This is a genomic window from Paenibacillus sp. 453mf (assembly GCF_900116105.1).
GTDB classification, from domain to species: domain Bacteria; phylum Bacillota; class Bacilli; order Paenibacillales; family Paenibacillaceae; genus Paenibacillus; species Paenibacillus provencensis.
This window is the reverse complement of the sequence record NZ_FPAC01000005.1, coordinates 207075-229836: the sequence shown is the minus strand read 5'-3', so window position 1 is coordinate 229836 and position 22762 is coordinate 207075. Positions and strand designations below refer to the sequence as shown.

Here is a 22762-nt window from a genome sequence, read left to right as displayed (position 1 = left end):
AATGGGAAGCTGGCTGCTACGATATCAGAGAGGTTGGATCGCTGCTCTAGCTGCTCTAACCATGCTCATGCTGTCCGCCTGTATGCTGAATACAGGAAAAAATGAATTTTCTCTAATGAGTATGGCTGAACTTGATCAAACTGATCCGGATGAGGTCTTGGATGACGAGGCGAGTCTAACGTATTGGGCAGGCCTAAGCAATAACGCAGCAAGTATCAAATCCAATCTGGAGGATATTCCTTTTTTTCAGGAGTGGAAGCGGAGAACGGGCGTGAATCTTACGTATATTAATCCGCCCCTCAATCAAGGAAAGGAAGCATTTAATGTGATGATCGCATCCGGTCATTTGCCGGATATGATCGAGTATGAATGGATGAACTATCCTGGGGGACCGGAGAAAGCGATTCATGACGGCATTATCCTTCGATTGAATGAGCTTGTTGAGGAGCATGCTCCTCATTTCAAACAGTTTCTTGAAGACCATCCGGACATCGATCGTCAAATCAAGACGGCAGATGGAAGCTATTATGCCTTCCCGTTCATTCAGGCAGATGATAAGCTGCGAACCTATCAGGGCCCTATCCTACGGAAGGATTGGCTGGATGAGCTTAGGCTGCCTGTTCCTGAGACGATCGAGGAGTGGCATGCAGTGCTGACAGCCTTCAAAGAGCATAAGGGAGCCCCGGCTCCGCTTACCATCCTCGGTAATTCAAGCCCATTATCGGGAATCGAGGGCGGAGGCTTCGTTGGAGCCTACGGTATAAGAAAAGGCTTCTACATGGAGGAAGGAATAGTGAAATTCGGGCCCATGGAGCCTGAATATAAGCAGTTTCTGGCTTTATTCCAATCGTGGTACGCGGAAGGACTCATCGACAAGCATTTTGCAACAACCGATACCGAGACCCAGGATATGAACATGACCATGGAGAGGAGCGGTGCAGCTATATGGAATGCAGGAGCGGGTATTGGGACGTGGCTGCCGAAGATCAGAGAAGAGACGCCTTCTGCAGAACTGATCGCAGCTCCTTATCCAGTCCTTCGTGAGGGGATGCGCCCCAAGTTCGGGCAGCTTGCTCCTGTGGTGGGCAGCAGCGGCGGGGTAGCGCTGTCAGGCAGCATTCAAAATGCAGAGGCAGCGGTACGAATGCTTGATTACGGTTATGGAGAAGAAGGACACTTGCTGTTTAACTTTGGAATTGAAGGCTTGAGCTATGAAATGATCGATGGATATCCGACTTACACGGATCTTATTCTGAACAATAAGGATAAGCTCTCCCCGTCACAGGCGCTCGCAATGTACACGCGTGCCAGCTATTTTGGACCTTTCGTACAGGACATTCGTTATTTGGAGCAGTATTACACATTGCCTGAACAGAAGGAGGCCATCCAGATCTGGGCAGATACGGATGCCTCACTTCATCTTCTGCCTGCACTGCCAAAGTCGGAGATGGAGAATGCGGAGCTGTCCGCAATTATGCAGGAGGTGAACAAGCACGTTGATGCAGTGTCTCTCAAGATGATCATGGGTATTGAGCCTCTTTCCGAGTTTGACAGCTATATACAGCAGCTGAAATCAATGAATATTGAGCAGGCCATTGCTATTCAGCAGCAAGCGCTTGACCGTTATAACAGCAGTGTGTGTATTCCTTAAAGAAGCCTTAGTTCGTTATTAAACGAATTAAGGCTTCTTTGTTGATTAAATGGTGACTCATAATGTTACTTTTTGCATTTTATTGGACGATATATTATTCATTGGTGCTTATGACAAATGAAAGAGGGACTTCCATGGAACACAATGAACATTCTGTTGACCAATTGCTCGTATTATTCTCGTATCTGATCGCTGTAGTCTCATCCTACAACGTATTGACCTTGGCGGGAACCCTTAACAGGTCGAAGAGAGCAAACCGGGCCTGGCTTGTGTACGGAGCCATTGTCTTGGGGCTGGGTGTATGGTCCATGCATTTTGTTGGTACAATGGCCGGATCTAATCACCTAACCATTAACTATGATTTAATGCTTATTCTGGCTTCTATTGTGGTCGGTATCGGCGCTTCGTTTGTCACCTTGTATCTAGTAGTATATGGATCATTGACCAAAACGCGATTATATCTGGGAGCAAGCATCATTGCAGCTGGGATCGCCTCTATGCATTATATGGGGATGGAGGCTATGGATATAGGTCTTTATTACAACCCGGTTTATATTGTTCTATCCGTTCTCGTTGCTTTTCTGGCTTCTGTTGCTGCCCTGTGGCTCTCCTTTTATTTTGTCAAACATACAAAGTATACGAAGAGCTGGTATTTGAAAAAACTCGGTGGTGCGTTCTTCATGGGAGCTGCGATCTTCGGTATGCACTATATCGGCATGATGGGAACAGAGTACGACATGAATCATACGCATATGAACCGAACGGGAGCCCAGCTCAATCAAACATGGCTTGGTTATCTCATTGCTGGCGGAGCCTTGCTTACACTGGGTCTCTCTATGATCGGGCTGTATGTGTCACGAAGATTCTCCACTCAGGAGATGGAAAGACGGGAACAAGAACGATGGTATAAGTCCCTCTATGATAACAATCAGGATGGAGTAATCTCGGTTAATTTGGACCATTACATTATTGGATTTAATCCTGCGGTCGAGCGAATCACGGGGGTAAGAGGAGAAGAGCTGAAGAACCTGCATATTAAAGAGATTCTTCCCATTTTTGACCCTGGTGAGCGAGAGAGAGTTCGGGAGATGTATAAGAAATCCGTTGCAGGAGAGAAGCTCAGCTACGAATCGGTCATCTATAATCGAATGGGAAGCCGTGTTGATCTTAACATGGTGCATGTGCCTGTCATCATTGAGGGGACAGTTACGGGGCACTACATCATCGTCAAGGATGTTACCTATGAGAAGCAAGTGAAGGAGAGAAATCAATTTCTTGCATTTCACGATGATCTGACCGGATTGCCTAATCGAAGAATGTTTAATAAAGTGCTTGCTGATCTCATTGACAAGGAGAACAGTGAGACACAGCCATTTGTATTAATGGTAATGGATCTCGATCGGTTTAAGATCATCAATGATTCGCTGGGACATTTATACGGGGATCTCCTTCTGAAGGAGATGAGCAAGAGGATTGTTCATCATACCATGGACAAGAGTGTGGTAGTGGGGCGAATCGGCGGAGACGAGTTCTCCATATTGTTGCTTGACTATTCAGATGAGTCAGATGCTGCAGAGCTGGCTGAACGGTTAATGGCAGTGATTAGTAAGCCTTATGATATGAAGGGAAACAGCTATTACGTCTCGACCAGTATTGGAATTACGGCATATCCCGTCCATGGGAAGGACGCTATCCAGCTAATGAAGAATGCCGATACGGCCATGTACGAAGCGAAGAAGAACGGGAAGAACGGCTACCGTTTCTTCTCCTGTGAGCTGAATGCCCAGGTGGAACAGCGGGTAGAGCTGGAAGCTGACCTGCGCAGAGCATTGGAGCGCGATGAATTTTTACTTCATTATCAGCCTCAGATCAGGACCGACGATGAATCCATTATCGGGGTCGAAGCCCTTGTAAGGTGGAATCATCCGACGAAGGGTATACTGCCTCCAGGCCTCTTCGTTCCTGTAGCAGAGGATACCGGATTAATCATGGAGCTGGAGTCTAGGGTATTATACGAGGCGTGCCGCCAAATGCAGTCTTGGCATGAATCAGGTGGGCCGCTGATTTCAGTAGCCGTCAACCTGTCATCTCATCAGTTCTATCATTCGGGCCTGACACAGCAGATTAAGGATGTCATTGAGAAGACCGGACTTGAGGCCAAGTACTTGGAGCTGGAAATTACCGAAAGCCTGATGATGAATCCGGAGATATCCAGCGGAGTGCTCAAGGAACTAGCCAGCCTGGGCATTAAAATAAGTCTGGATGATTTCGGAACCGGCTACAGCTCGCTAAGCTACTTAAAAAAACTGCCCATCAACAAGTTGAAGATCGACCGTTCCTTTATTCAAGATATTGCCCACAATGATAACGATAAAGCGATTGTCGCGAGTATCATTGATATGGCGCATCATTTGAATTTGAATGTCATTGCGGAAGGAATCGAAACGAAGGATCAGCTGGATATTCTATGCCGGCATAATTGCAGAGAGGTTCAAGGGTATTACTTCAGCCGTCCTCTGCCTGCAAGTGAGCTGGAAAGAGTCTATCTTACTCCATGATCGTCAAACCGTTCTCAACAATCAAAATTTTGCATAAATCCATATCAATATAAAAGGTATTAAAGGAAATTTTGAAAATTTTGTAACCTCAGCACTGGTCTGAGTTGGATAAGAAAGTGATTGAACCGCTCACTCAGCTTCATGTGCCTCAAGATGAGCTGTTTGTCCGCAAGCTGGTGAATGCAACGATTATTCGCGGCGAGTTGTATGAGCATACGGCTAACGAATCTGAAGATGGACATCGTCATTTCATCTATGTGAAGAAATTCAACTCGGACGAATACAGCTATGGAAAAGCGCTGTATGAAGCCGCATTCGATGCTTATCAAGTATCGTCTGGCAGTATTGCTTGTGAATATACGTTGTGGAAGGGGCGTTCCTTCCAATCGACAGAGCTGAATATCCCTCGATTAGAGGCGGGAATGAAGCAGCAGGGGTATACATGGGCAGCAAGCTGCTTGGGCTGTGCATTATTGTAGCTATGGTCTCCTTCAGCACGCACTCTAGGGTGGATATGCTGATCTGGTCTGTCGTAGGTATTGTTGTACTTATTCTTGTATATCTTATATTTGATTTTGTAACGCCGAAGTTCAAAGTATGTGAAGAAATTGAGAAAGGCAATATGGCGGTGGCTCAATTACTTCGTTCAATTATTATCGGGGTATCCCTGGTAATAGGAACGTTTTTGTTATAAGTTAGACCTTATCCGGTACAATGGAGTACCGGATTTTTTCTTATTTCATCATCCTGTGGCAGATCGCTTACTGATACATATACAAGCCCATTAGCCATTCGGCTCTTACGCAGGTAATTTTACATATAGGATTTCCTTTTCATTTTAAGGCCGAAGGTTTATATTAAAAAGGAAATAGATACATATTTTTCAAGGGAGGAATGGCACGCATGAAGTACCGGAGATTAGGTGGCAGCGGTGTGAAGGTCAGCGAGATCAGTCTTGGAAGCTGGCTCACGTATGGAGGATACGTTGAGCAGGAGAATGCAGTTCGTTCCATTGAAACCGCATTCGATGCCGGGATTAACTTCTTTGATTCAGCCAATGTATATGAACGCGGAGCAGCAGAAGAGCTGCTGGGCAAGACGCTAAAGAATTACGCAAGGGAATCCTATGTGCTGGCTACCAAGGTATTCGGTAAGATGGGCGAAGGTCCGAATGATCAGGGCCTCTCCCGTAAGCATATTATGGAGCAATGTGAAGCAAGCCTTAGAAGGCTCGGCACTGATTATGTAGATATTTATTATTGCCACCGGTTCCATTCGGAGACGCCACTGCTGGAGACATTAAGAGCGCTGGATGATCTGGTTCGTCAAGGCAAAGTGCTGTATGTTGGAGTCAGCCAGTGGACAGCAGCTCAGATGGAGGCAGCGCTTGGTCTTGCGGATCGTTATTTGCTTGATCGGATCGTTGTGAACCAGCCTATTTATAATATGTTTGAGCGTTACATTGAGGATGAGATTATTCCGCTTGGAGAGCAGAAGGGGATCGGACAAGTCGTATATTCTCCGCTGGCACAGGGGCTGCTGACAGGTAAATATAACGTAACAGACCGCATTCCGGAAGACAGTCGCGCCGCAAAGCTTGGATGGGATGATAAGAAAATGAGCCCTGAGCGGATTGAGAAGGTTCAGCAGTTAATCGACATCGCTGGTGAGCTTAATATTAAGGTGGGGCAGCTGGCCCTTGCCTGGATTCTGCGTCAGCAAAATGTATCCAGTGCACTCGTGGGTGCAAGCCGTCCGGAGCAGGTGAAAGAAAATATCGACGCTTCTGGAATTGAACTGGAGGCGGATGTTCTGGAACGGATCGAAGGAATTCTCACCAGAACGTCAGTAAGTGGTTAATGCATAGAATTGTTCATTAGCTCAGCGTATATAAGCAGAAGCTTCCTGAAATATTCAGGAAGCTTTTTTGTCGTTTTATGAATCCATACATAAAGTAAATACTGGATGGTTAGAATCAGTATATACGTTTTTTGGAAGTGAGGGGAGCAGCATGAAGCGTCATCGTCGCAGTGAATATTTAAAAAAGCTCAAACCGAAATCGTCCAATGACCAACATACGACAGATTCAAGCGGGGATTCAGTCCAAAATAAGGAGCAAGGAACATCTCAGCATATAAGCAGCGATAACAGTCAGGACTATGATCAAAACGCAGCCCAGTCCGCGGAGGCTTCCACGGAGCAGCAGTCTCAGCAGCAGCTGGACGAGTCAGGGAGTCCTGTTATCCCAAATAACGAAGCTTCATCTGGCTCACCAGTTCCTCCAGACTCTCAAGCTCCTCAAGTTAAGCTAGATGAACTCAGCGGAAACCTTAACCAGATGCTTGACGGGATCCTTATCCAAAATGGGAACAGCAGTGATGTCACGGTTCGAAGGCTGGAGGTTGGAAGTCATCCCAGTATCGCAATTGCGATCGTATATATCAGTAGTTTGGTAAAGGAAGAAACGATTAATGACTTTATTATTCGTTCTTTACTGAATACTGAATTTAAGATAAATGAAATCACCGAAGGTAAAGATAGCAAGAGTATTCTGAAGGAAGGGCTGACGAAAAGAGTATTCAGCCTGGGTACTGTGGAGTACTGCAAAGACTGGGCAGATATGATGGACAAGCTGCTGCTTGGAAACACTTTGGTGTTGACCGAGGATAGCACGGATGTGCTTCATATCGTTACAGCCGGCGGAGAATTCCGTGCCATTACAGAATCACAGACGGAGTCCGTAGTCCGTGGACCGAAGGAAGGGTTTGTTGAGACTTTATCGATCAACGTATCCCTTCTGCGCAGAAGAATCCATAGTCCGGATTTGCGAGTTACCTACAAAACGATCGGCTATAAGTCCAACACACGTGTCGCCATTGTTTATATGGACGGAATTGCAGATGAAGATGTCGTGGCCGAGGTATTTCGGAGACTTGATGAAATTCAAATTGACGGGATCTTTGATTCTACCAACATAGAGGAGCTTATTCAGGATAAGGCGGTAACGCCGTTCCCAACGGTGTACAGCACGGAGCGGCCTGACACGACCGCAGTCCGTCTACTTGAAGGGCGGGTCGTTCTTGTTGTTGATGGGAGCCCATTTGTACTGATTGTTCCTACTGTGTTTATCCACTTTTTTCAAAGTGCAGCAGATTATTCGGATCGGAACGATATTGCGACACTGCTCCGCCTGTTGAGAATTATCAGCTTCATCATTTTGCTGCTGGGGCCTTCGCTGTATATCGCCATGACGACCTTTCATTATCAGCTGATTCCAAGCTCGCTCTTGTACAGCCTTATATCTCAGCGCGAAGCAATACCCTTCCCATCCTTCGTTGAGGCGATTATTTTGGAGACCATCTTCGAGCTCCTGCGTGAAGCAGGGGTGCGAATGCCGCGCGTCGTGGGTCAGGCGGCCAATATCGTCGGCGGTCTTGTGTTAGGTCAAGCGGCAGTAGAAGCAGGTATTGTGAGTCCACTACTCACCATTGTTATCGCGATGACAGGCATTGCGAGCTTTGCAATCCCCACCTATACAATGGCAATTGCAGGGCGCATATTCCGCTTCGGGTTTATTGTACTGGCTGCAACCTTTGGCTTGTATGGCATCATGCTTGGACTGATTGCACTGCTCGCCCACATGAATAGTCTGAGATCCTTCGGTGTTCCGTATATGACACCATTCAGTCCCTTCGTGCTTAAGCAGCAGAAGGACGCGGTGCTTAGGCTTCCTGTTTCTCTGATGAAGCAGAGACCTGGCAGCCGGAGTGGTGAATATAACGTGGTAACAGAGGATGGACCTGTTACAGCGGATAAAACGGATGATAAGAATGAAAGTGCAAGGAAAAACAAACAGAAAGGATCTTGATATGAAACGGAAGCTGCTGCTTATTTTCAACCTCATCTTGATGTCTGCCAGTCTAACCGGTTGTTGGGATGCGGTTGAGCTGAAGGATCGCCTGATTCTTTCCGGTTTTGCTATGGATCGTGGCGATGCTCCGGGACTATATGAATTTTCCTTTCAGGCCGTAGTGCCGAATGAGGTGTCAGGCAATAGGGGAATCGGCACAACGCCAGCTTTTATGTTCTCTGACCAAGGAAGATCCATGCAGGAAGTAATCAGTAAAATGTCGCAGAAGATTCCAAGGCGTTCATCAGGCTCTCATGCTGAAGTCGCCATTATCAGTGAGGATATGGCAAGGGATGTAGGGATCGGTAGATTTATCGATCTTATTGAGCGCGATCCAGAAACGCGAATGACGATGCAGATTCTGATAGCAAAAGGCTCCAAAGCTAAAGACGTGCTTGCCGTTACAAGTCCTGTAAGCCCGATTACAGCAAATAATATTGCGGAGAAGGTAAGGTTCTCGTCCAATCAATATTCTCATAACTTCTCTTCTGAGGTGGATGATACGATCCGGGGAATGATCGTTCCGGGCGGTGGACCCACGATCAGCGGTGTTAAGGTAAAAGGGGATAAAAGAGTAGGCACACAGAGAAAAAATACAGAGAGCTCCTATATTTCTGCCTATACGGAATTGGATGGTATGGCCATGTTCAAGGGAGATAAACTGGTTGGCTGGATGGAAGAAGACGAGCCCTTAGGTCTTGCAATTATTAAGAACAGATCGAAGAAATCAATGACCAATCTGACCTGTCATATCGATCCCGCTGAAGTGGTTGCGATTGAAGCCAACTTCTATAAATCCAGTATTAAAGCATCAGTTATCGACGGGACACCCCATTTTCATATTGATGTGAAGCAGGAAGGCACGATTAATGAGGTGACATGTCCTCTGAAACTGGATGAAGGCAAGGTTATAGAGATCTATGAAAAAACCTGGAGTGAGAAGACCAAAGAGATTGTCATGTCAGCTGTAACCGCAGCACAGAAGGCAGGCACGGATGTGCTTGGTTTTGGCTATGCGCTTGAGAAGGAGTATTCTCCTGAATATAAGGCTTGGGAAGAAAGTGATGACTGGTCAGAGAAATTTTCGAAAAGTGAAGTTGAAGTGGATGTAAAGTCGGTCATTATGAACACATTAACACGTACGAATCCATATAGCAGCGGAGGAGAGGATTAAGGGATGAATAGAAACCAGATCAGTACGGGGCAAATGATTTCCTTAATGTTTATGTTCGAAATAGGGGTCGCTGCGGTTCTTAATTTAGGTTTTTCGGCAGGCAGGGATGCATGGCTCGCTTCACTTATCGGTATGTTCTTAGGAGCAGCATTGTTCTGGTCCTATGCATCTATATCCAGGCATTTCCCTACACTTCCCTTGACGGCGATTAGCCGGAAATTGCTGGGTAAATATGTGGGGGTCGCCATCGGTTTATTGTATGTCATCTATTTCATGTACATTGGCTCCCGAAATTTACGGGATGGGTCCAATCTCATAAACATCATTTTGCTGAACAATACGCCCCTTGTCATCATTACAACACTCATGGTTTGCTGTGTGGCTTATGTAACCTATTTAGGCTTTGAGGTATTGGCACGAACAGCAGTACTATTGATGGTTTTTATTTTATCTATTTTCTTCATTATCAATATCCTGCTGTTTGCTTCGGATTCAGTTCATATCGATTATGTCCTTCCGATTCTGGATGATGGGATTGGACCCCTGTGGGAGGCCATTACGACGGATACACTCATCGTTCCCTTTGGCGAAATGATTCTCTTTTTGATGCTGCTGCCTTATATGCGCAGACCTGAGAAAGGAGGCTATATCGGCGTAATTTCCATCATAATCGGAGGTTTGCTCATCTCGCAGACGATGTTTCTGAATATTGCTTCTTTGGGAGTCAATATAGCGAAGGGATCGCCTTTTCCCATATTATCAACAATTAGTACCATTCAAATCTCCGACTTTATCCAGCGGGTAGATATTTTGGTCGTGATGACGATGATTATTACTAACTTTTACAGAGTTGCATTATATTTCACAGCTGTACTGATCGGAGCATCGGATATTTTTAATGTCCCTTACCGTAAGCTTGTCATTCCGGTGGCCTTCATTTTCTTGGTATGGTCCTACGGCATGGCGAGAAACTATATCTTTCAGATCGAGTTCGGTGTACTCGCATTCTACTATGTTCACCCTTTATTTTTGTTCCTTTTTCCCAGCCTGCTGCTTGTAGCCGCTTGGATTCATAAGCGAAGACAGCGGGGGAGCATTGGAACGTAACGGTTTGTTGATTAGTTTAAACAGATATAACAAACCTTTACCTATAGGCTTACCACAGAAGTGTAGGAAGACGACAGCCCCGAAAAGCTTCAGCGTGTTTTTCTCTGCCGGGCGGAGAATATAATTATCAATATTAAAGGCAGAGTCAATTGAACCGTGTCCGAAGAAGAGATCGGTGGCAATATCAAATGCGATGGTAAGCAAGGACAAAACAATAAAAGCGCCTGCAGCTTTGAGCATATGTGCATCTCCTCAATTTGGTTATGTGAATCCGGAAGGTTTGTCAGCCTATTTTTTGTGTTCATAATGGGATTTATACAGGGATTGACTACCTATGATATTAGATTTATACTTAATCTAAAAATAAGTTCTTTTCATATAGAAGGAGATCTGATGATCTTATGGCTAAAACATTAAATTTGACGACGCAGCGTCAAGCGGTTTATGATGTCGTGCGCAAATCACATAGTCACCCTACGGCAGCCGAAGTGATGACGATGCTGTCCCAAGAAGGATATAACCTGGCGTATGGTACGGTGTACAATTCACTTCGATATCTGGTGGAGAAGGAATTGATTCAAGAGCTCAAGCTGGGCGAAACAGCCAGCAGATACGATGCTAGAACAGATGATCATCAACATATTATTTGTGAAGTATGCGGCAAGGTTGACGAAGTGATGACGGATGTGCCTGACAGCTGGACTGAATCGGTAGCGAAAGAGACAGGTTATGAAATTGATTATGCACATGTTGTATTTGGAGGTGTATGTCCAGAATGCAAAAGCAAGCAGAAATAGCGAACGTAAATCAGTATCCTTACGCTTCAATTCGTATATCACAAGACAAGGCCGTTCAAATGTTTAATCTAGCAGAAGAACCTGTGGTGCCGTTCTGTGCTGTGACGAAGCGTATCCTGCTGGTAAGTCCCGTGCTGAATCAAGTTCACGATCTGGTGAAACTGCTGACGGATCGCTGCTTTGACGTAATGATGTTCCATCGGCTCGAACCAGATCTATACGGAAGCATTCCCCATGACCTCTTGATCTATGATGTGACGTCATATGATGAGATGGATGCACTTGATTTGCAGCTCAAGCTGAAGAATTCAACTTCTGGACAGACCTTGTTCTTGGTTAGTGAGAACTTCATTAGAGGAGCAGCTCCGGAGCTGCTTCAGGAAGAGCTGCTTGTTTGGCCTGGGCGTCCCCATGAGGCGCTGTATCATGTTCAGCGGATTATTAGCCGCGGGACACCTCGGAGTCACCAACCAGCCAAGCCGAACAGCAGTGATTGCATCGTCTGCAAGGACCTCAGAGTAGACACGGAACGCATGCTTGTGTATAAGCAGGACAACCAGATTCATTTGACCAAGACCGAATATGATTTGCTGCTCATTCTCATGAATGCGAGGGGTTCTGTCGTTTCTCGCGAGGAAATGCTCTCAAGAGTATGGGAGACGGACTTTACCGGAGGCAGCAATGTCGTTGATGTTCATATCAAGAGTCTACGCAAGAAGCTTGGTGATCAAGCAGTAGCACCTAAATATATCATTACCGTAAGAGGAGTCGGCTACCGGCTTGCCGACTAGAAGGAAGTCTTTAGATGACAGTTCACTCGACTGTTCATTTAAAGACTTCTTTTTATTTTTGTGAACTGGGGATATTCATGAAATTTCCATAATCTTCACCATTCTTCATGTGATACAAATAAGGTTCATGCACCGCTCTCAAAAGTTCATTTGTTCCTCATGCAAGCCGATCGGCAGCCATGCTACAATCTATACATAAATTTAGATCAGATCTAAATACACATATAAATAAACTAAAATTAGAGAGGTGCAGCAGAATGACAAACCAACGTTTAACGACGAGCTGGGGTGCTCCCGTAGGAGACAACCAAAACTCAATGACTGCAGGCCATCGTGGGCCAACTTTGATTCAGGATGTGCATTTGCTTGAAAAACTGGCTCATTTCAACCGTGAGCGTATTCCTGAGCGTGTCGTACATGCCAAAGGCGGCGGAGCATTCGGTACTTTTAAAGTTACAAATGATATGTCCAAGTACACAAAAGCAAAGCTGTTTAACGGTGTGGGCAAAGAAACAGATATGTTCATTCGTTTCTCTACTGTAGCAGGTGAGCTCGGTGCAGCCGATACTCAGCGCGATCCACGCGGATTTGCTGTGAAGTTCTATACAGAAGAAGGTAACTACGATCTGGTAGGTAATAATACGCCTGTATTCTTCATCCGTGATGCGATCAAATTCCCTGATTTCATTCATACCCAAAAGAGAGATCCGCGCACACACTTGAAGAACCCGAACTCCGTTTGGGATTTCTGGTCTCTGTCTCCTGAAGCATTGCATCAAGTGACGATTCTGATGTCTGACCGCGGTATCCCTGCAACTTGGAGACATATGCATGGATTCGGAAGCCATACCTTCAAATGGGTGAATGCTGAAGGTCAAGCGGTATGGGTTAAATATCACTTCAAAACGAACCAAGGGATCAAAAACCTGGATAACGCTACAGCAGAACAAATTGCAGGCGTGAATCCTGATTATCATACAGAAGATTTGTTCAACGCGATCGAGAATGGGGACTTCCCTTCCTGGACGCTGTATGTTCAAATTATGCCGATTGAAGATGCGAATACGTATCGCTACGATGCGTTTGATGTGACCAAAGTCTGGTCTCAAAAAGACTATCCTCTGATTGAAGTTGGAACGATGACGCTTAATCGCAATCCAGAGAACTATTTTGCTGAAGTTGAGCAGGCTACCTTCACGCCGGGTTCATTTGTGCCTGGTATTGAGGCATCTCCTGACAAATTGCTTCAAGGTCGTTTGTTTGCATACGGTGACGCACACCGCTATCGTGTAGGTGCGAACCACAACCAATTGCCAGTAAACGCTCCTAAATGCCCGGTTCATCATCATCAGCGTGACGGCTTCATGGCGACAGGCGATAACGGTGGCCGTTCGATGTATTACGAGCCAAACAGCTTCGGTGGACCATTCGAGGATCCTAGCGCAAAACAAACTCCGTTTGAAGTTACAGGAGAAGCAGCACAAGTATCCTACAACAGTGATGATCATTACTCTCAAGCTGGGGATCTCTACCGTCTGTTAAGCGAAGATGAGCGTACTCGCTTGGTCGCGAATATCGTAGGTTCGATGATGCCGGTAGAATCCGATGAGATCAAACGCCGTCAAATCGAGCACTTCTACAAAGCAGATGCCGAATACGGAGCACGTATTGCAGAAGGACTGGGTTTATCTGTTGAAGTGAAAGTAACCGAAGAAGTTTAATTAAATCTATTAGAATCTATTTCATATATCTCTTGATGATAGCCACTAGTGCATTATGAAATGGACACATTATTAAAATAGCCATGCGGGAGATCCAATTCCTGCATGGCTATTATTGTTTGTCTCATACGGTTGACAACAGATCATATGACATTACAATGAGTAGTGTGGAAGGGGTGTGCCATGAAGATAAGTCACTTCAAAGTTGGAGAGCAGGGACTGAACCGTTTTTTTGGACCGCTGGAAGCAAGGATTATGGATGTATTGTGGAGTCATGGACCGCTTAGCATCAAGGAAGTGCAGATGAAGCTGGTCGAGGATAAGGTAATGAACTTTAATACCGTGATGACCGTCATGAACCGGCTTGTTGATAAGGGTGTGCTCCTGAAGAAAATGCAGGGAAGAACATCGATGTATGCTCCTGTCGAGAGCAGAGAAGAGTTCATGAACACTCAATCCAAGGAGCTTACACAGGAGCTTATGGATCAGTTTGGTTCCATTGCTGTTGCTCATATGCTGGATGCCGTCGAAGAGGCTGACCCAGATCTCATATCACGGCTGGAGCAAAAGATTGAACAGTGGAAGAAGGAGATACAGTGATGTGGACCCATCGTTCTCTCGCCTTATTCTCTGTCGGCATGGCGATCATGGCTGCGATTTTTACTCAGATGGGGCTGTACGGTCTTCATATGTTATGGGATATTCCTATTTCATTTAATTTGTTGACCTGGTGCACGCACTGGATGAATGAGCTTGGCTTATGGTCTCTGATTCACTTGTTGAATGTATTGGTAATGAGCACGTTCTTTCTCATGGGATTCTATATGTTCAAGCATGCTGTAAGAACAATGAATGTGCATAAGTACATACGGTGGCTTAAGGATGATACTATGTCCAAGAAGCTGGTTTCACAGTATAAACATCTTCACTTGGAGCATCAGCTGATCGTCATATCGGGTGCCGAGCCTGTTGCGCTTGCATTCGGTATGTTTCGTAGAAGAATCGTGTTGTCTACCGGGCTTATTGACATGCTGGATGAGCAGGAATTAACCGCAGTACTCTATCATGAATACTATCATCTGCGTCATTATGACCCACTCAAGACTTTTTTGCTTACGCTCAGTGTATCCATCCTTGGATATGTACCTATACTAAAAAACATATTATCTAATTATAAGATTGTCAGAGAGATACTGGCCGACAATTATGCGATCAAGCAGTCAGGCTCTGCCGTTGGAATCGGAGGCGCATTAATCAAGATGATTAAATCTGATGCAGCTCGCCGGGATCACCCCATGTTTACTGGAGCCGTCGTTTCCCCATTCGCTGCAGATGTATCCATTAATGACCGAATCTCCAGAATTTTGGAGCCTGACAAAGAGCTGTTGCTTCCTTATTCCAAACGGAATATCGCAATATCCCTTATTGTCATGACTGCCTTATCCATACTGTTCAATTATGTACATTATTAACAAGCAGAAGGAGGAAATGAAATCAAATGTATAATAACAACAATTATAGCCATACCCGCAACATGGAGATTGGACTGTTGATTACCAGGCTGGTGCTGGGATTAATCTTCTTGGCACACGGAGTTGTCAAATTTCAGGGAATGGAAGGGACGGAGAGCTATTTTGTGACCCTTGGCCTTCCTGGCTTTATGGCAACATTCGTCGCTTTAGCTGAATTTTTCGGCGGGCTTCTGCTTATCATCGGACTGTTTACGAGATGGATCAGCCTCATTTTTGTCATCATTCTGGTTGTGGCTATCTTTACCGCGAAGACGGGTGCTCCGTTTGTAGGCGGGTATGAGCTGGATACCGCTCTAATTGGGATGGCGTTGACACTCGCGGTAGCGGGCAGCAGATATGTAGCAGCGGACAGCCTGTTTAGAAGACGAAGCCGCAGATAATCACATTTTATATAGCGTAATGGGAGACTCTGCATTGGCAGAGTCTTTTTTTTTTTGGTTTTTCATAATTCAATTTTGTTAAGCTATGCAAAATCTCTGTTTGCATAAATTGCTGCTAATGGTTGCATGCTATCTTTCAGAAAATGGATGAAATTTAGAAAATTCGCCGCAACAAGAGAGGTGAGCAGTCATGAGCAGCGAGAAGGACGAAGTGAAGCAAGGCTCCGAGGATCAAGTTTCAGAGAAAGAGAAACAATCAGAGAAGCATGATTCAGGAGAGTCAGGTTCCGAACAGGAGAATTCGAAGCAAGCTGCGGATACCTCAAATGAGGACAAAGGAGTTCCCGAGCTTCCACAGTTGAAATTACCTATTGTACAGGATTTGAAGTCGAACCTTGAGGTTCTTCAAGAGGTGTTCAAGGATTGCTCTGACTTCGTGTTCCGCGAGATCAAGCATGACGGATATCCTGACGTATGTCTTTCGTATTTGGAAGGAATCGTTAACTCTCTTGAAGTACAGGATCATATCATACTGCCTCTCGTAAGAGGAATTGATCTGGCAAATGATCAGGGAGCATCTCAGGACATCGAGCTTGAGAAGGTTCCTATTTCGCTGTCGCATGTGAAGAAGGCCAATATCTGGCGTGAAGCTGTAGATGGTGTAACCAATGGCTGTGTGCTTGTGCTGGTTGAAGGTAATGACGAAGGACTGCTGTTTGATCTAAAGGGTGGGCTTCGGCGTACAGTACAAGAGCCACAGACAGAGGGTGTTGTCAGGGGGCCGCGTGAAGGGTTCACTGAAATGATTCGTGCGAACACGGGGCTGATCCGATTCAAGCTGAAAACGCCCATGCTCAAAATGGAAAATTTCACGCTCGGGACGGAAACGAAGACAAGTGTCGTGCTTGCTTATATTAAAGGGATCGCCCGTGACGAGTTAATCGATGATGTTCGGCAGCGTGTTAAGAAAATTAATATTGATGGGGTGCTTGAATCAGGCTATATCGAGGAATTGATCGAGGATCATCCATTTTCTCCATTTCCTCAGCTCCACTATACGGAGAGACCAGACACGGTGGTTGCCAACTTGCTGGAAGGAAGATTCTGCATTTTGGTAGATGGGACTCCCTTTGCCTTACTCGGACCTGTAACGATGTGGCAGATGCTTCAGGCGAGTGAGGATTATTATGAACGATTCTTTATCAGTAACTTTTTGCGGTGGATCCGTTTCTTCTTCATGATGGTGGCATTATTTCTTCCTGCTCTATATATCGCGATAACAACCTTTCATCAGGACATGCTGCCGACAACGCTGATTATCAGTATTGCGGCTGCCCGTGAAGCCATCCCTTTTCCGGCACTAGTCGAGGCCATGGTCATGGAAATTTCGTTTGAAGCCTTGCGGGAGGCCGGCGTGCGCTTGCCAAAAGCAGTCGGACAGGCCGTGAGTATTCTCGGGGCGCTTGTGATCGGTCAGGCAGCTGTGACGGCAGGCATCGTGTCTGCTCCAATGGTTATCATCGTATCTATGACAGGGATCGCCTCCTTCACCATTCCGAGGTTTAACTTTGCGATTACGCTTCGGCTGCTTCGGTTTCCGATAATGGTGTTGGCTGGAACCTTAGGTCTATTCGGAATCGTTATTGGTACAGTCTTAATCTCGGCACATCTGACACAGCTCACTTCATTTGGTCAACCCTACCTGCTTGGTTTGAGTCCTTACCGTAAAGGCGAAACAAAAGATATCATTATGCGGGTGCCTTGGTGGAAAATGGTGTTTAAGCCGTCTTCTACACCCAATCATGAACGCAAGCGCATGAGCAAGGGAATGAACGGGTCTCCTAACTCGGATGAAGGGTGGTAAGTGGGCTGATGAACAGATTGTCCAAAGCTATAGTTATAGTGCTTCTATGCACATTAGTAACAGGCTGCTGGGATCGCAGAGAGATTAACGATATCGCCTTTGTTGTTGGTACAGCGCTTGATAAAGAGGAGGATAAATATCGGGTCACCCTGCAAATCACCATCCCCGGTATGCTCGCGGGATCAAACGGGGGGAGTGGAGGTGGAGGTGGAAACAAGAATCCATGGTTCCTGAAGTCAAATGTCAGTGAAACCGTAAGGGGAGTAATTTTAAAGGAGCAAACGAGCACATCTCGCAAGCTGTATTTCTCCCATCGCAGATCATTACTGTTTGGAGAGGGGCTGGCCCGTGAAGGAATAGCGGAGGCCCTGGATTCTATTGGGCGCCTTCCGGAGAACCGATTATCCGCTCTTCCTGTCGTAACGGAAGGAAATGCATACGAAGTGCTTAATGGAGAACCAACCATTGAGCAATATCCGGGTGAAGTCGTGCGCGAGCTTGTCTTCTCGTACCTTAGCAAGCCTTGGACGCTCAAGACCGTAGTCAATCTTATGCTTGAAGACGGAATTGATCCGATTATGCCACTTGTGGAAACGGTAAACAGTGTGCCGGAAAAGATAGACAAGCCCCATAAAAATATCGGAATTGGTGGAGTCGCTGTGTTCCATGACGATAAATTGACGGGGATTATCAAGAAGCAGGATACTCATGGCATTCTCGTGGCGATGGATCAGGCCAGAACACTGGAGCTTCCGATAACAGTACCTCGGGGAGAAGGAAAAGTCTTCTTTCTAATCAGAGCAAATCATACGAAAATCAAGCCAATTGTGAACGGGGAAGATATTCATTTTCATATTTACACGGGTGGAAGGATGTCCATGACGACGAATGAATCCAACTACGATACCAATAACGAGGGTAATATTATGGAGCTTGAGCGGAAAATGAATAAACTGATGAAAGAGAAGATTTCTCATGATCTTAAGCTGCTTCAAAACTATAAATCTGATGTACTGGGTCTGGGTCGAATTATTAGGACGGAAAAGCCGCAGGTATGGTCCAAAATACGAGATCGCTGGTACGAAATTTATCCGAACATCACTTTTGATGTAGAGGCAGACTATCGGCTTGAGAATAATGGAGCGGCCACAAGTCCATTTGCTGTGAAAAAGGAGGATATTGAGAGATGAACCTCTTGGCCCTGTCGGCAGTGCTAGTGTTTAGTCTGATTATCGTGCTGAAGGATCACAAGAATTTGAAAAACTATAGGCCGATAAACCGCGTGATCTCTTATGTAATTATAGGATTAAGCATCGGAATATGGATCTATACGCTATCACCGTTTCCGGTAATCCATCCGGCATATCTGATCTCGCAGTGGATGTACCCCTACATTCCCGTCCCATCTGAGTAAGAAGAAAGGTAGGTGCAAATTTAATGAGTGAAACAAAAAAACAGGTCAAGAAAAATGATGCAAGGCCTATAACAGAAAGGCAGCTTGTTCTCATGATCATCATGGTCACACTGCCGATGACCTTGGTTCACTCTCCATCCGACATTGTGCAATTTGGACAGCAGCATGCCTACTTATGCATTATTCTGGTGTATCTCATCCTCCTGATTTGCATCTGGCTGCTGTCGAAGACACAGCGCCGCTTCGGCAGCCAGAATTTGTTTCAGGCTATGATCGGACGCCAGCCATTTATTGGAAGAGTGATTGTAGTGTTGTACATCTTCTATTATTTCTACATTTTGGCAAGGGATGCGAGACTGCTGACCGAATATGTGGATACTACCCTTCTGCCGCTTACTCCAGTCATGATTATTTTGCTGTGCATCTTCTCTATGTCCGGTTTTATTATTAGGGGCGGGATGAAATCGGTTGTCGGCATGACAGAAATTTTTATGCCCATTCTAATCATCACTATATTCACCATACCACTCTTTGTATCTGGAGCACTTGATTTTCACTATTTGAAGCCGTTCTTTCCTGTGGATATGGTCGGAGTCATGAATGGTGCATGGTATTATTTCTCATACGCAGGAGAGGTCATTATATTGCCTTTTATTTTCGGTAGAGAGAGCTTTAAGCTGAAATCTGCTGTAAAAGGCGTCTCCTTCGCTTTTTTCCTTCTTGTTTTAGATATTATTATTATGATTCTGATTATCGGATTGCCGATCATCCCCAGAATCACCTATCCGTCACACGAGCTTGTCCGTCAAGTACAGATCAGTGACTTTTTGGACCGGTTCGACATGTTTCTGGCTGCTGCGATTCTCCCTATACATATGACGAAGGTTGCTTTTAACACGTATGTTATTTGCTACGGTATGGGCAGTCTGGACAAAAATATATCAGGACGCATGATGCAGGGGCCGATTATATTGCTCGGATATGTATGTGCCTTCTGGTTCTTCAAGGATTCCATACAGCTGTTCAAGTTCGATCGGGAATGGTCAGCTATCGTGCTCTTCTTTACTGTAGTCATGCCTGTGCTGATCTTCCTTATCTTCTGGCCGTCCAAGAAGAAAAAGAACGAGACTAATCCGAATAAGCAGTCTGCTCAGAACGAGTCGTCTCAGAACCAGCAGTCCTACCAAAAAGGTAAAAACTCATAAAAAGGGGGCGCAAACCCGGCTTCAGGCTCTCAAGGCTCTTCATGAATCCATATATAACTTCTGGAATTACTTTCTTCTGGGCCAAGCTCCTTATATACTAGATACAAGACTTTGTATAGCTGTATAGAGAAGGGGGGTAAAAAACATGGCTCAGAATTTGCTAGGCAAAAAAGTAGCGCTGGCAGGTCCTCGAAAGTCAGAGGAAATGTCGATGATTATTGAGAAGCTGGGCGGAACTCCGGTGCTGCGGCCGGCGCAAGGTACTGTTTTTCTCGATGACGAGCATCTGGAGAGCAGCATAAAGGCCTGGGTAAAGCATCCGCCGGAATGGACCTTGTTGACAACGGGAATGGGGCTCGATGCTATCTTTAGTAAGGCGGAACAAATGGGCGTAGAGGAGGCTCTTACTGCGGCGCTCTCGAAGTCCCAAATTGCTGCAAGAGGATACAAGACCGTGAATGCTTTGCGCAAAAGAGGGCTTAAGCCGGTTGTAAGGGATGACGATGGAAGCACTTCAGGCCTTATTCGTGAGCTAGCGGCATATCCGCTTGAAGGCAAAAGAGTTCTTGTTCAGCTGCATGGTGAATCAGCGCCGCGCCTTATGGCATGGCTCTCCGATCAAGGGGTACAGGAGATTATTCAGGTCTTGCCTTACCGGCACGTTCCACCTGAGGAGTACGACCTTGCTCTATTGTTATCCGAAATTCTGGATAAGCAGATTGATGCAATCACCTTTACCAGTGCGCCCCAAATCCGTTTTTTGGTGAAATATGCTGAACAGCATGGGAAGCTTGAGCAGATGAAACAGCGGCTTGAACATGACATTGTAGCGGCGGCTGTAGGCAAGGTGACAGCTCAGGCGATGATCGAAGAAGGGGTTGAACCCAAGGTCATCCCGGCTGAGGAGCGAATGGGGAGTATGATGGTTGCGCTGGGCAAGTATTTTGCAGAGCAGAAGAAGACAGTATAAGGAAGCAGGCTTTGTCACATGCTATTCCTTATGACACCTTACCTGATGTTCAAGAGGTGAGGTGTTTTCTCTATTTTTCTTAGTACAGTAATCCTGGTTTGATGACTCAAAGTTTAAAGATCCTGTATTTGTGTTTAGAAATGAGTAAGAATTAGAATTCGATTTCATATTACCTTGAAAAATATACATATTTCGACGGATGACCTGATCTACCCGATATAGGCGCTGTCAGATTTATTGATATCTCTGGGAGGTGCAACCCTTGTTATTTGACATCATCGTCATCCTCGTGCTTCTAGTGGTCAATGCTTTTTTTGCTGCATCTGAAATGGCATTGATCTCCATCAATGATAATCGCATTCGGGTCCTATCCCTGGAAGGAAATAAGCGAGCTCAGAAACTCGAGAAATTAGTAGAGGAGCCGACAGGCTTCTTATCCACGATCCAGATCGGGATTACGCTGGCCGGGTTCTTGAACAGTGCCTTTGCGGCCGATAAATTCGCGTCCTTGCTGGTCAATTATTTGATCTCAATCGGAGTGGATGTTGCTCCTTCTCTTCTGTCTTCGATCTCTGTTATTGTCATTACACTCATTCTGTCATACTTCACGCTTGTATTCGGCGAGCTTGTGCCTAAACGGATTGCGATGAAAAAGGCAGAGTCGATCGCGCTTGCCGTCGTTGGACCGCTTAGTATGCTGTCGAAGATCGTGGCTCCATTCGTCAAGCTGCTCACTGCATCAACGAACGTAACCGTACGTTTGTTCGGAATTGATCCGAATTCGGAGGAGGAGGAAGCTTCTGAGGAAGAAATTCGGATGCTGGTGGATACCGGTCTTGAACGAGGCACAATTCAGCAAAGTGAGAAAATGATCATTCACAATATTTTTGATTTTGATAATAAAACGGTATCCGATATGATGACACACCGTACAGACATGGTTTCCATTTCCGTTGATACGCCTTTTGATGATGTGCTGGATATGGTTCAATCTGAGCAGTATACACGCTTCCCGGTATTTGAGGAACGCATTGATAATGTAATCGGGATCTTGCATGTGAAGGACCTGATTATGCAGTTCAAGAAGGATAATACGAATCCAAGACAGCTTAAGGATATCATTCGGCCGGCTTACTTTGTGTCAGAAACCAAAAAGGGTGATGATCTGCTTGAAGAGCTTCAGCAGAATCATGTGCATATGGCCATCGTGGTTGACGAATACGGAGGTACTGCCGGTATCATTACCATTGAAGACCTCATCGAAGAGATTGTGGGCTTGATATACGATGAATATGATGAGGATGAATCTATTTATGAAGCCATAGATGAGGTGACCTACTCGTTTAACGGAACAGCCCGTCTGGATGAAGTGGCTGATATCGTTAGAGCCAGCTTGCCTGAGGATGAGTACGAGACCCTTAGCGGCTTCATGATTGGAACGCTCGGAAGAATTCCAACCAAGCAGGAGCATCCAGAATTCGATTATCGCGGATTCCGTTATAAGGTCGAGGAAGTGGGCAAGCAGCGAATCCGCAAAATTCTCGTCAAGAAGCTTCCCGATGGTGATGTGGAGAATGAACTCATAGAAGCTTGATGAATTCATAGATATTAAAGGAATAAGGGATTCATTCGCGAAATTAGATACGAACCGGCTAAGGTATAAGCCCAGCTTGGTTCGTATTTTTCAT

Annotated in this window: 20 protein-coding genes and 1 pseudogene; 20 read left to right on the top strand and 1 reads right to left on the bottom strand. The window is 45.6% G+C overall.

Annotation, left to right across the window (positions count from 1 at the left end):
• Position 1: 1 nt before the first annotated feature.
• The 8 genes and pseudogenes from BM415_RS19690 (at position 2) to BM415_RS19655 (ending at position 10400) form a co-directional block, all read left to right on the top strand.
• Positions 2-1651, top strand: coding sequence for an extracellular solute-binding protein (locus BM415_RS19690; protein ID WP_091160928.1), 1650 nt, complete (start codon positions 2-4; stop codon positions 1649-1651).
• Between the two features lie 134 nt (positions 1652-1785).
• Positions 1786-4209, top strand: a complete 2424-nt coding sequence (locus BM415_RS19685) for an EAL domain-containing protein (RefSeq protein WP_170862565.1) — start codon at positions 1786-1788, stop codon at positions 4207-4209.
• Positions 4210-4313: 104 nt separating this feature from the next.
• The gene (locus tag BM415_RS19680; RefSeq protein ID WP_139237027.1) at positions 4314-4688 is read left to right on the top strand and encodes a hypothetical protein; all 375 of its coding nucleotides are present in this window, start codon (positions 4314-4316) and stop codon (positions 4686-4688) included.
• Positions 4628-4903, top strand: a pseudogene (locus BM415_RS19675) (DUF350 domain-containing protein); the annotation flags it as partial. The gene BM415_RS19680 and the pseudogene BM415_RS19675, both read left to right, overlap by 61 nt.
• A 209-nt stretch (positions 4904-5112) precedes the next feature.
• Entirely contained in the window at positions 5113-6069 is a 957-nt protein-coding gene (locus tag BM415_RS19670) for an aldo/keto reductase family protein (protein WP_091160922.1), read from the top strand.
• A 151-nt stretch (positions 6070-6220) separates the two neighbouring features.
• Positions 6221-8077 carry a spore germination protein gene (locus BM415_RS19665; protein WP_091160920.1) on the top strand — a complete coding sequence of 619 codons (1857 nt, stop codon included), beginning with the start codon at positions 6221-6223 and terminating at the stop codon, positions 8075-8077.
• Positions 8040-9293 carry a Ger(x)C family spore germination protein gene (locus BM415_RS19660; protein WP_244533602.1) on the top strand — a complete coding sequence of 418 codons (1254 nt, stop codon included), beginning with the start codon at positions 8040-8042 and terminating at the stop codon, positions 9291-9293. Before BM415_RS19665 ends, BM415_RS19660 begins: the two co-directional genes overlap by 38 nt.
• Before the next feature lie 3 nt (positions 9294-9296).
• Complete coding sequence (locus BM415_RS19655; RefSeq protein WP_091160917.1) at positions 9297-10400, top strand: GerAB/ArcD/ProY family transporter; 1104 nt, start codon at positions 9297-9299, stop codon at positions 10398-10400.
• Here the strand turns inward: BM415_RS19655 and BM415_RS24825 are convergent.
• Complete coding sequence (locus BM415_RS24825) at positions 10317-10640, bottom strand: hypothetical protein (RefSeq protein WP_139237026.1); 324 nt, start codon at positions 10638-10640, stop codon at positions 10317-10319. The genes BM415_RS19655 and BM415_RS24825 overlap by 84 nt on opposite strands.
• A gap of 161 nt (positions 10641-10801) precedes the next feature.
• On the opposite strand from BM415_RS24825, the gene BM415_RS19650 reads away from it, so the two are divergent.
• The 12 genes from BM415_RS19650 to BM415_RS19595 all read left to right on the top strand — a co-directional run bounded on the left by BM415_RS19650 (position 10802) and on the right by BM415_RS19595 (position 22668).
• A complete protein-coding gene (locus BM415_RS19650) occupies positions 10802-11197 on the top strand; it encodes a Fur family transcriptional regulator (RefSeq protein ID WP_091160915.1) in 396 nt (131 codons plus the stop codon).
• Positions 11176-11988, top strand: a complete 813-nt coding sequence (locus BM415_RS19645; RefSeq protein WP_170862563.1) for a response regulator transcription factor — start codon at positions 11176-11178, stop codon at positions 11986-11988. Before BM415_RS19650 ends, BM415_RS19645 begins: the two co-directional genes overlap by 22 nt.
• 257 nt (positions 11989-12245) lie before the next feature.
• Positions 12246-13709: a catalase gene (locus BM415_RS19640; RefSeq protein WP_091160911.1), complete on the top strand. Its 1464-nt coding sequence runs from the start codon at positions 12246-12248 to the stop codon at positions 13707-13709.
• 183 nt (positions 13710-13892) lie between these two features.
• A complete protein-coding gene (locus BM415_RS19635; RefSeq protein ID WP_091160910.1) occupies positions 13893-14309 on the top strand; it encodes a BlaI/MecI/CopY family transcriptional regulator in 417 nt (138 codons plus the stop codon).
• Complete coding sequence (locus BM415_RS19630; RefSeq protein WP_091160909.1) at positions 14309-15181, top strand: M56 family metallopeptidase; 873 nt, start codon at positions 14309-14311, stop codon at positions 15179-15181. Before BM415_RS19635 ends, BM415_RS19630 begins: the two co-directional genes overlap by 1 nt.
• A gap of 26 nt (positions 15182-15207) precedes the next feature.
• Positions 15208-15621 (top strand): DoxX family protein, encoded by a 414-nt coding sequence (locus tag BM415_RS19625; protein WP_170862562.1) that lies wholly within the window; start codon positions 15208-15210, stop codon positions 15619-15621.
• Positions 15622-15811: 190 nt separating this feature from the next.
• Positions 15812-17485 (top strand): spore germination protein, encoded by a 1674-nt coding sequence (locus BM415_RS19620; RefSeq protein ID WP_091160907.1) that lies wholly within the window; start codon positions 15812-15814, stop codon positions 17483-17485.
• Positions 17486-17493: 8 nt separating this feature from the next.
• Positions 17494-18675 carry a Ger(x)C family spore germination protein gene (locus tag BM415_RS19615; RefSeq protein ID WP_091160906.1) on the top strand — a complete coding sequence of 394 codons (1182 nt, stop codon included), beginning with the start codon at positions 17494-17496 and terminating at the stop codon, positions 18673-18675.
• A complete protein-coding gene (locus tag BM415_RS19610; RefSeq protein ID WP_091160904.1) occupies positions 18672-18899 on the top strand; it encodes a hypothetical protein in 228 nt (75 codons plus the stop codon). Before BM415_RS19615 ends, BM415_RS19610 begins: the two co-directional genes overlap by 4 nt.
• A gap of 23 nt (positions 18900-18922) precedes the next feature.
• Positions 18923-20104 carry a GerAB/ArcD/ProY family transporter gene (locus tag BM415_RS19605; protein WP_091160903.1) on the top strand — a complete coding sequence of 394 codons (1182 nt, stop codon included), beginning with the start codon at positions 18923-18925 and terminating at the stop codon, positions 20102-20104.
• Positions 20105-20249: 145 nt separating this feature from the next.
• Complete coding sequence (locus BM415_RS19600; RefSeq protein ID WP_091160901.1) at positions 20250-21074, top strand: uroporphyrinogen-III synthase; 825 nt, start codon at positions 20250-20252, stop codon at positions 21072-21074.
• 262 nt (positions 21075-21336) lie between these two features.
• Positions 21337-22668, top strand: a complete 1332-nt coding sequence (locus BM415_RS19595; RefSeq protein ID WP_091160899.1) for a hemolysin family protein — start codon at positions 21337-21339, stop codon at positions 22666-22668.
• Positions 22669-22762: the final 94 nt, after the last annotated feature.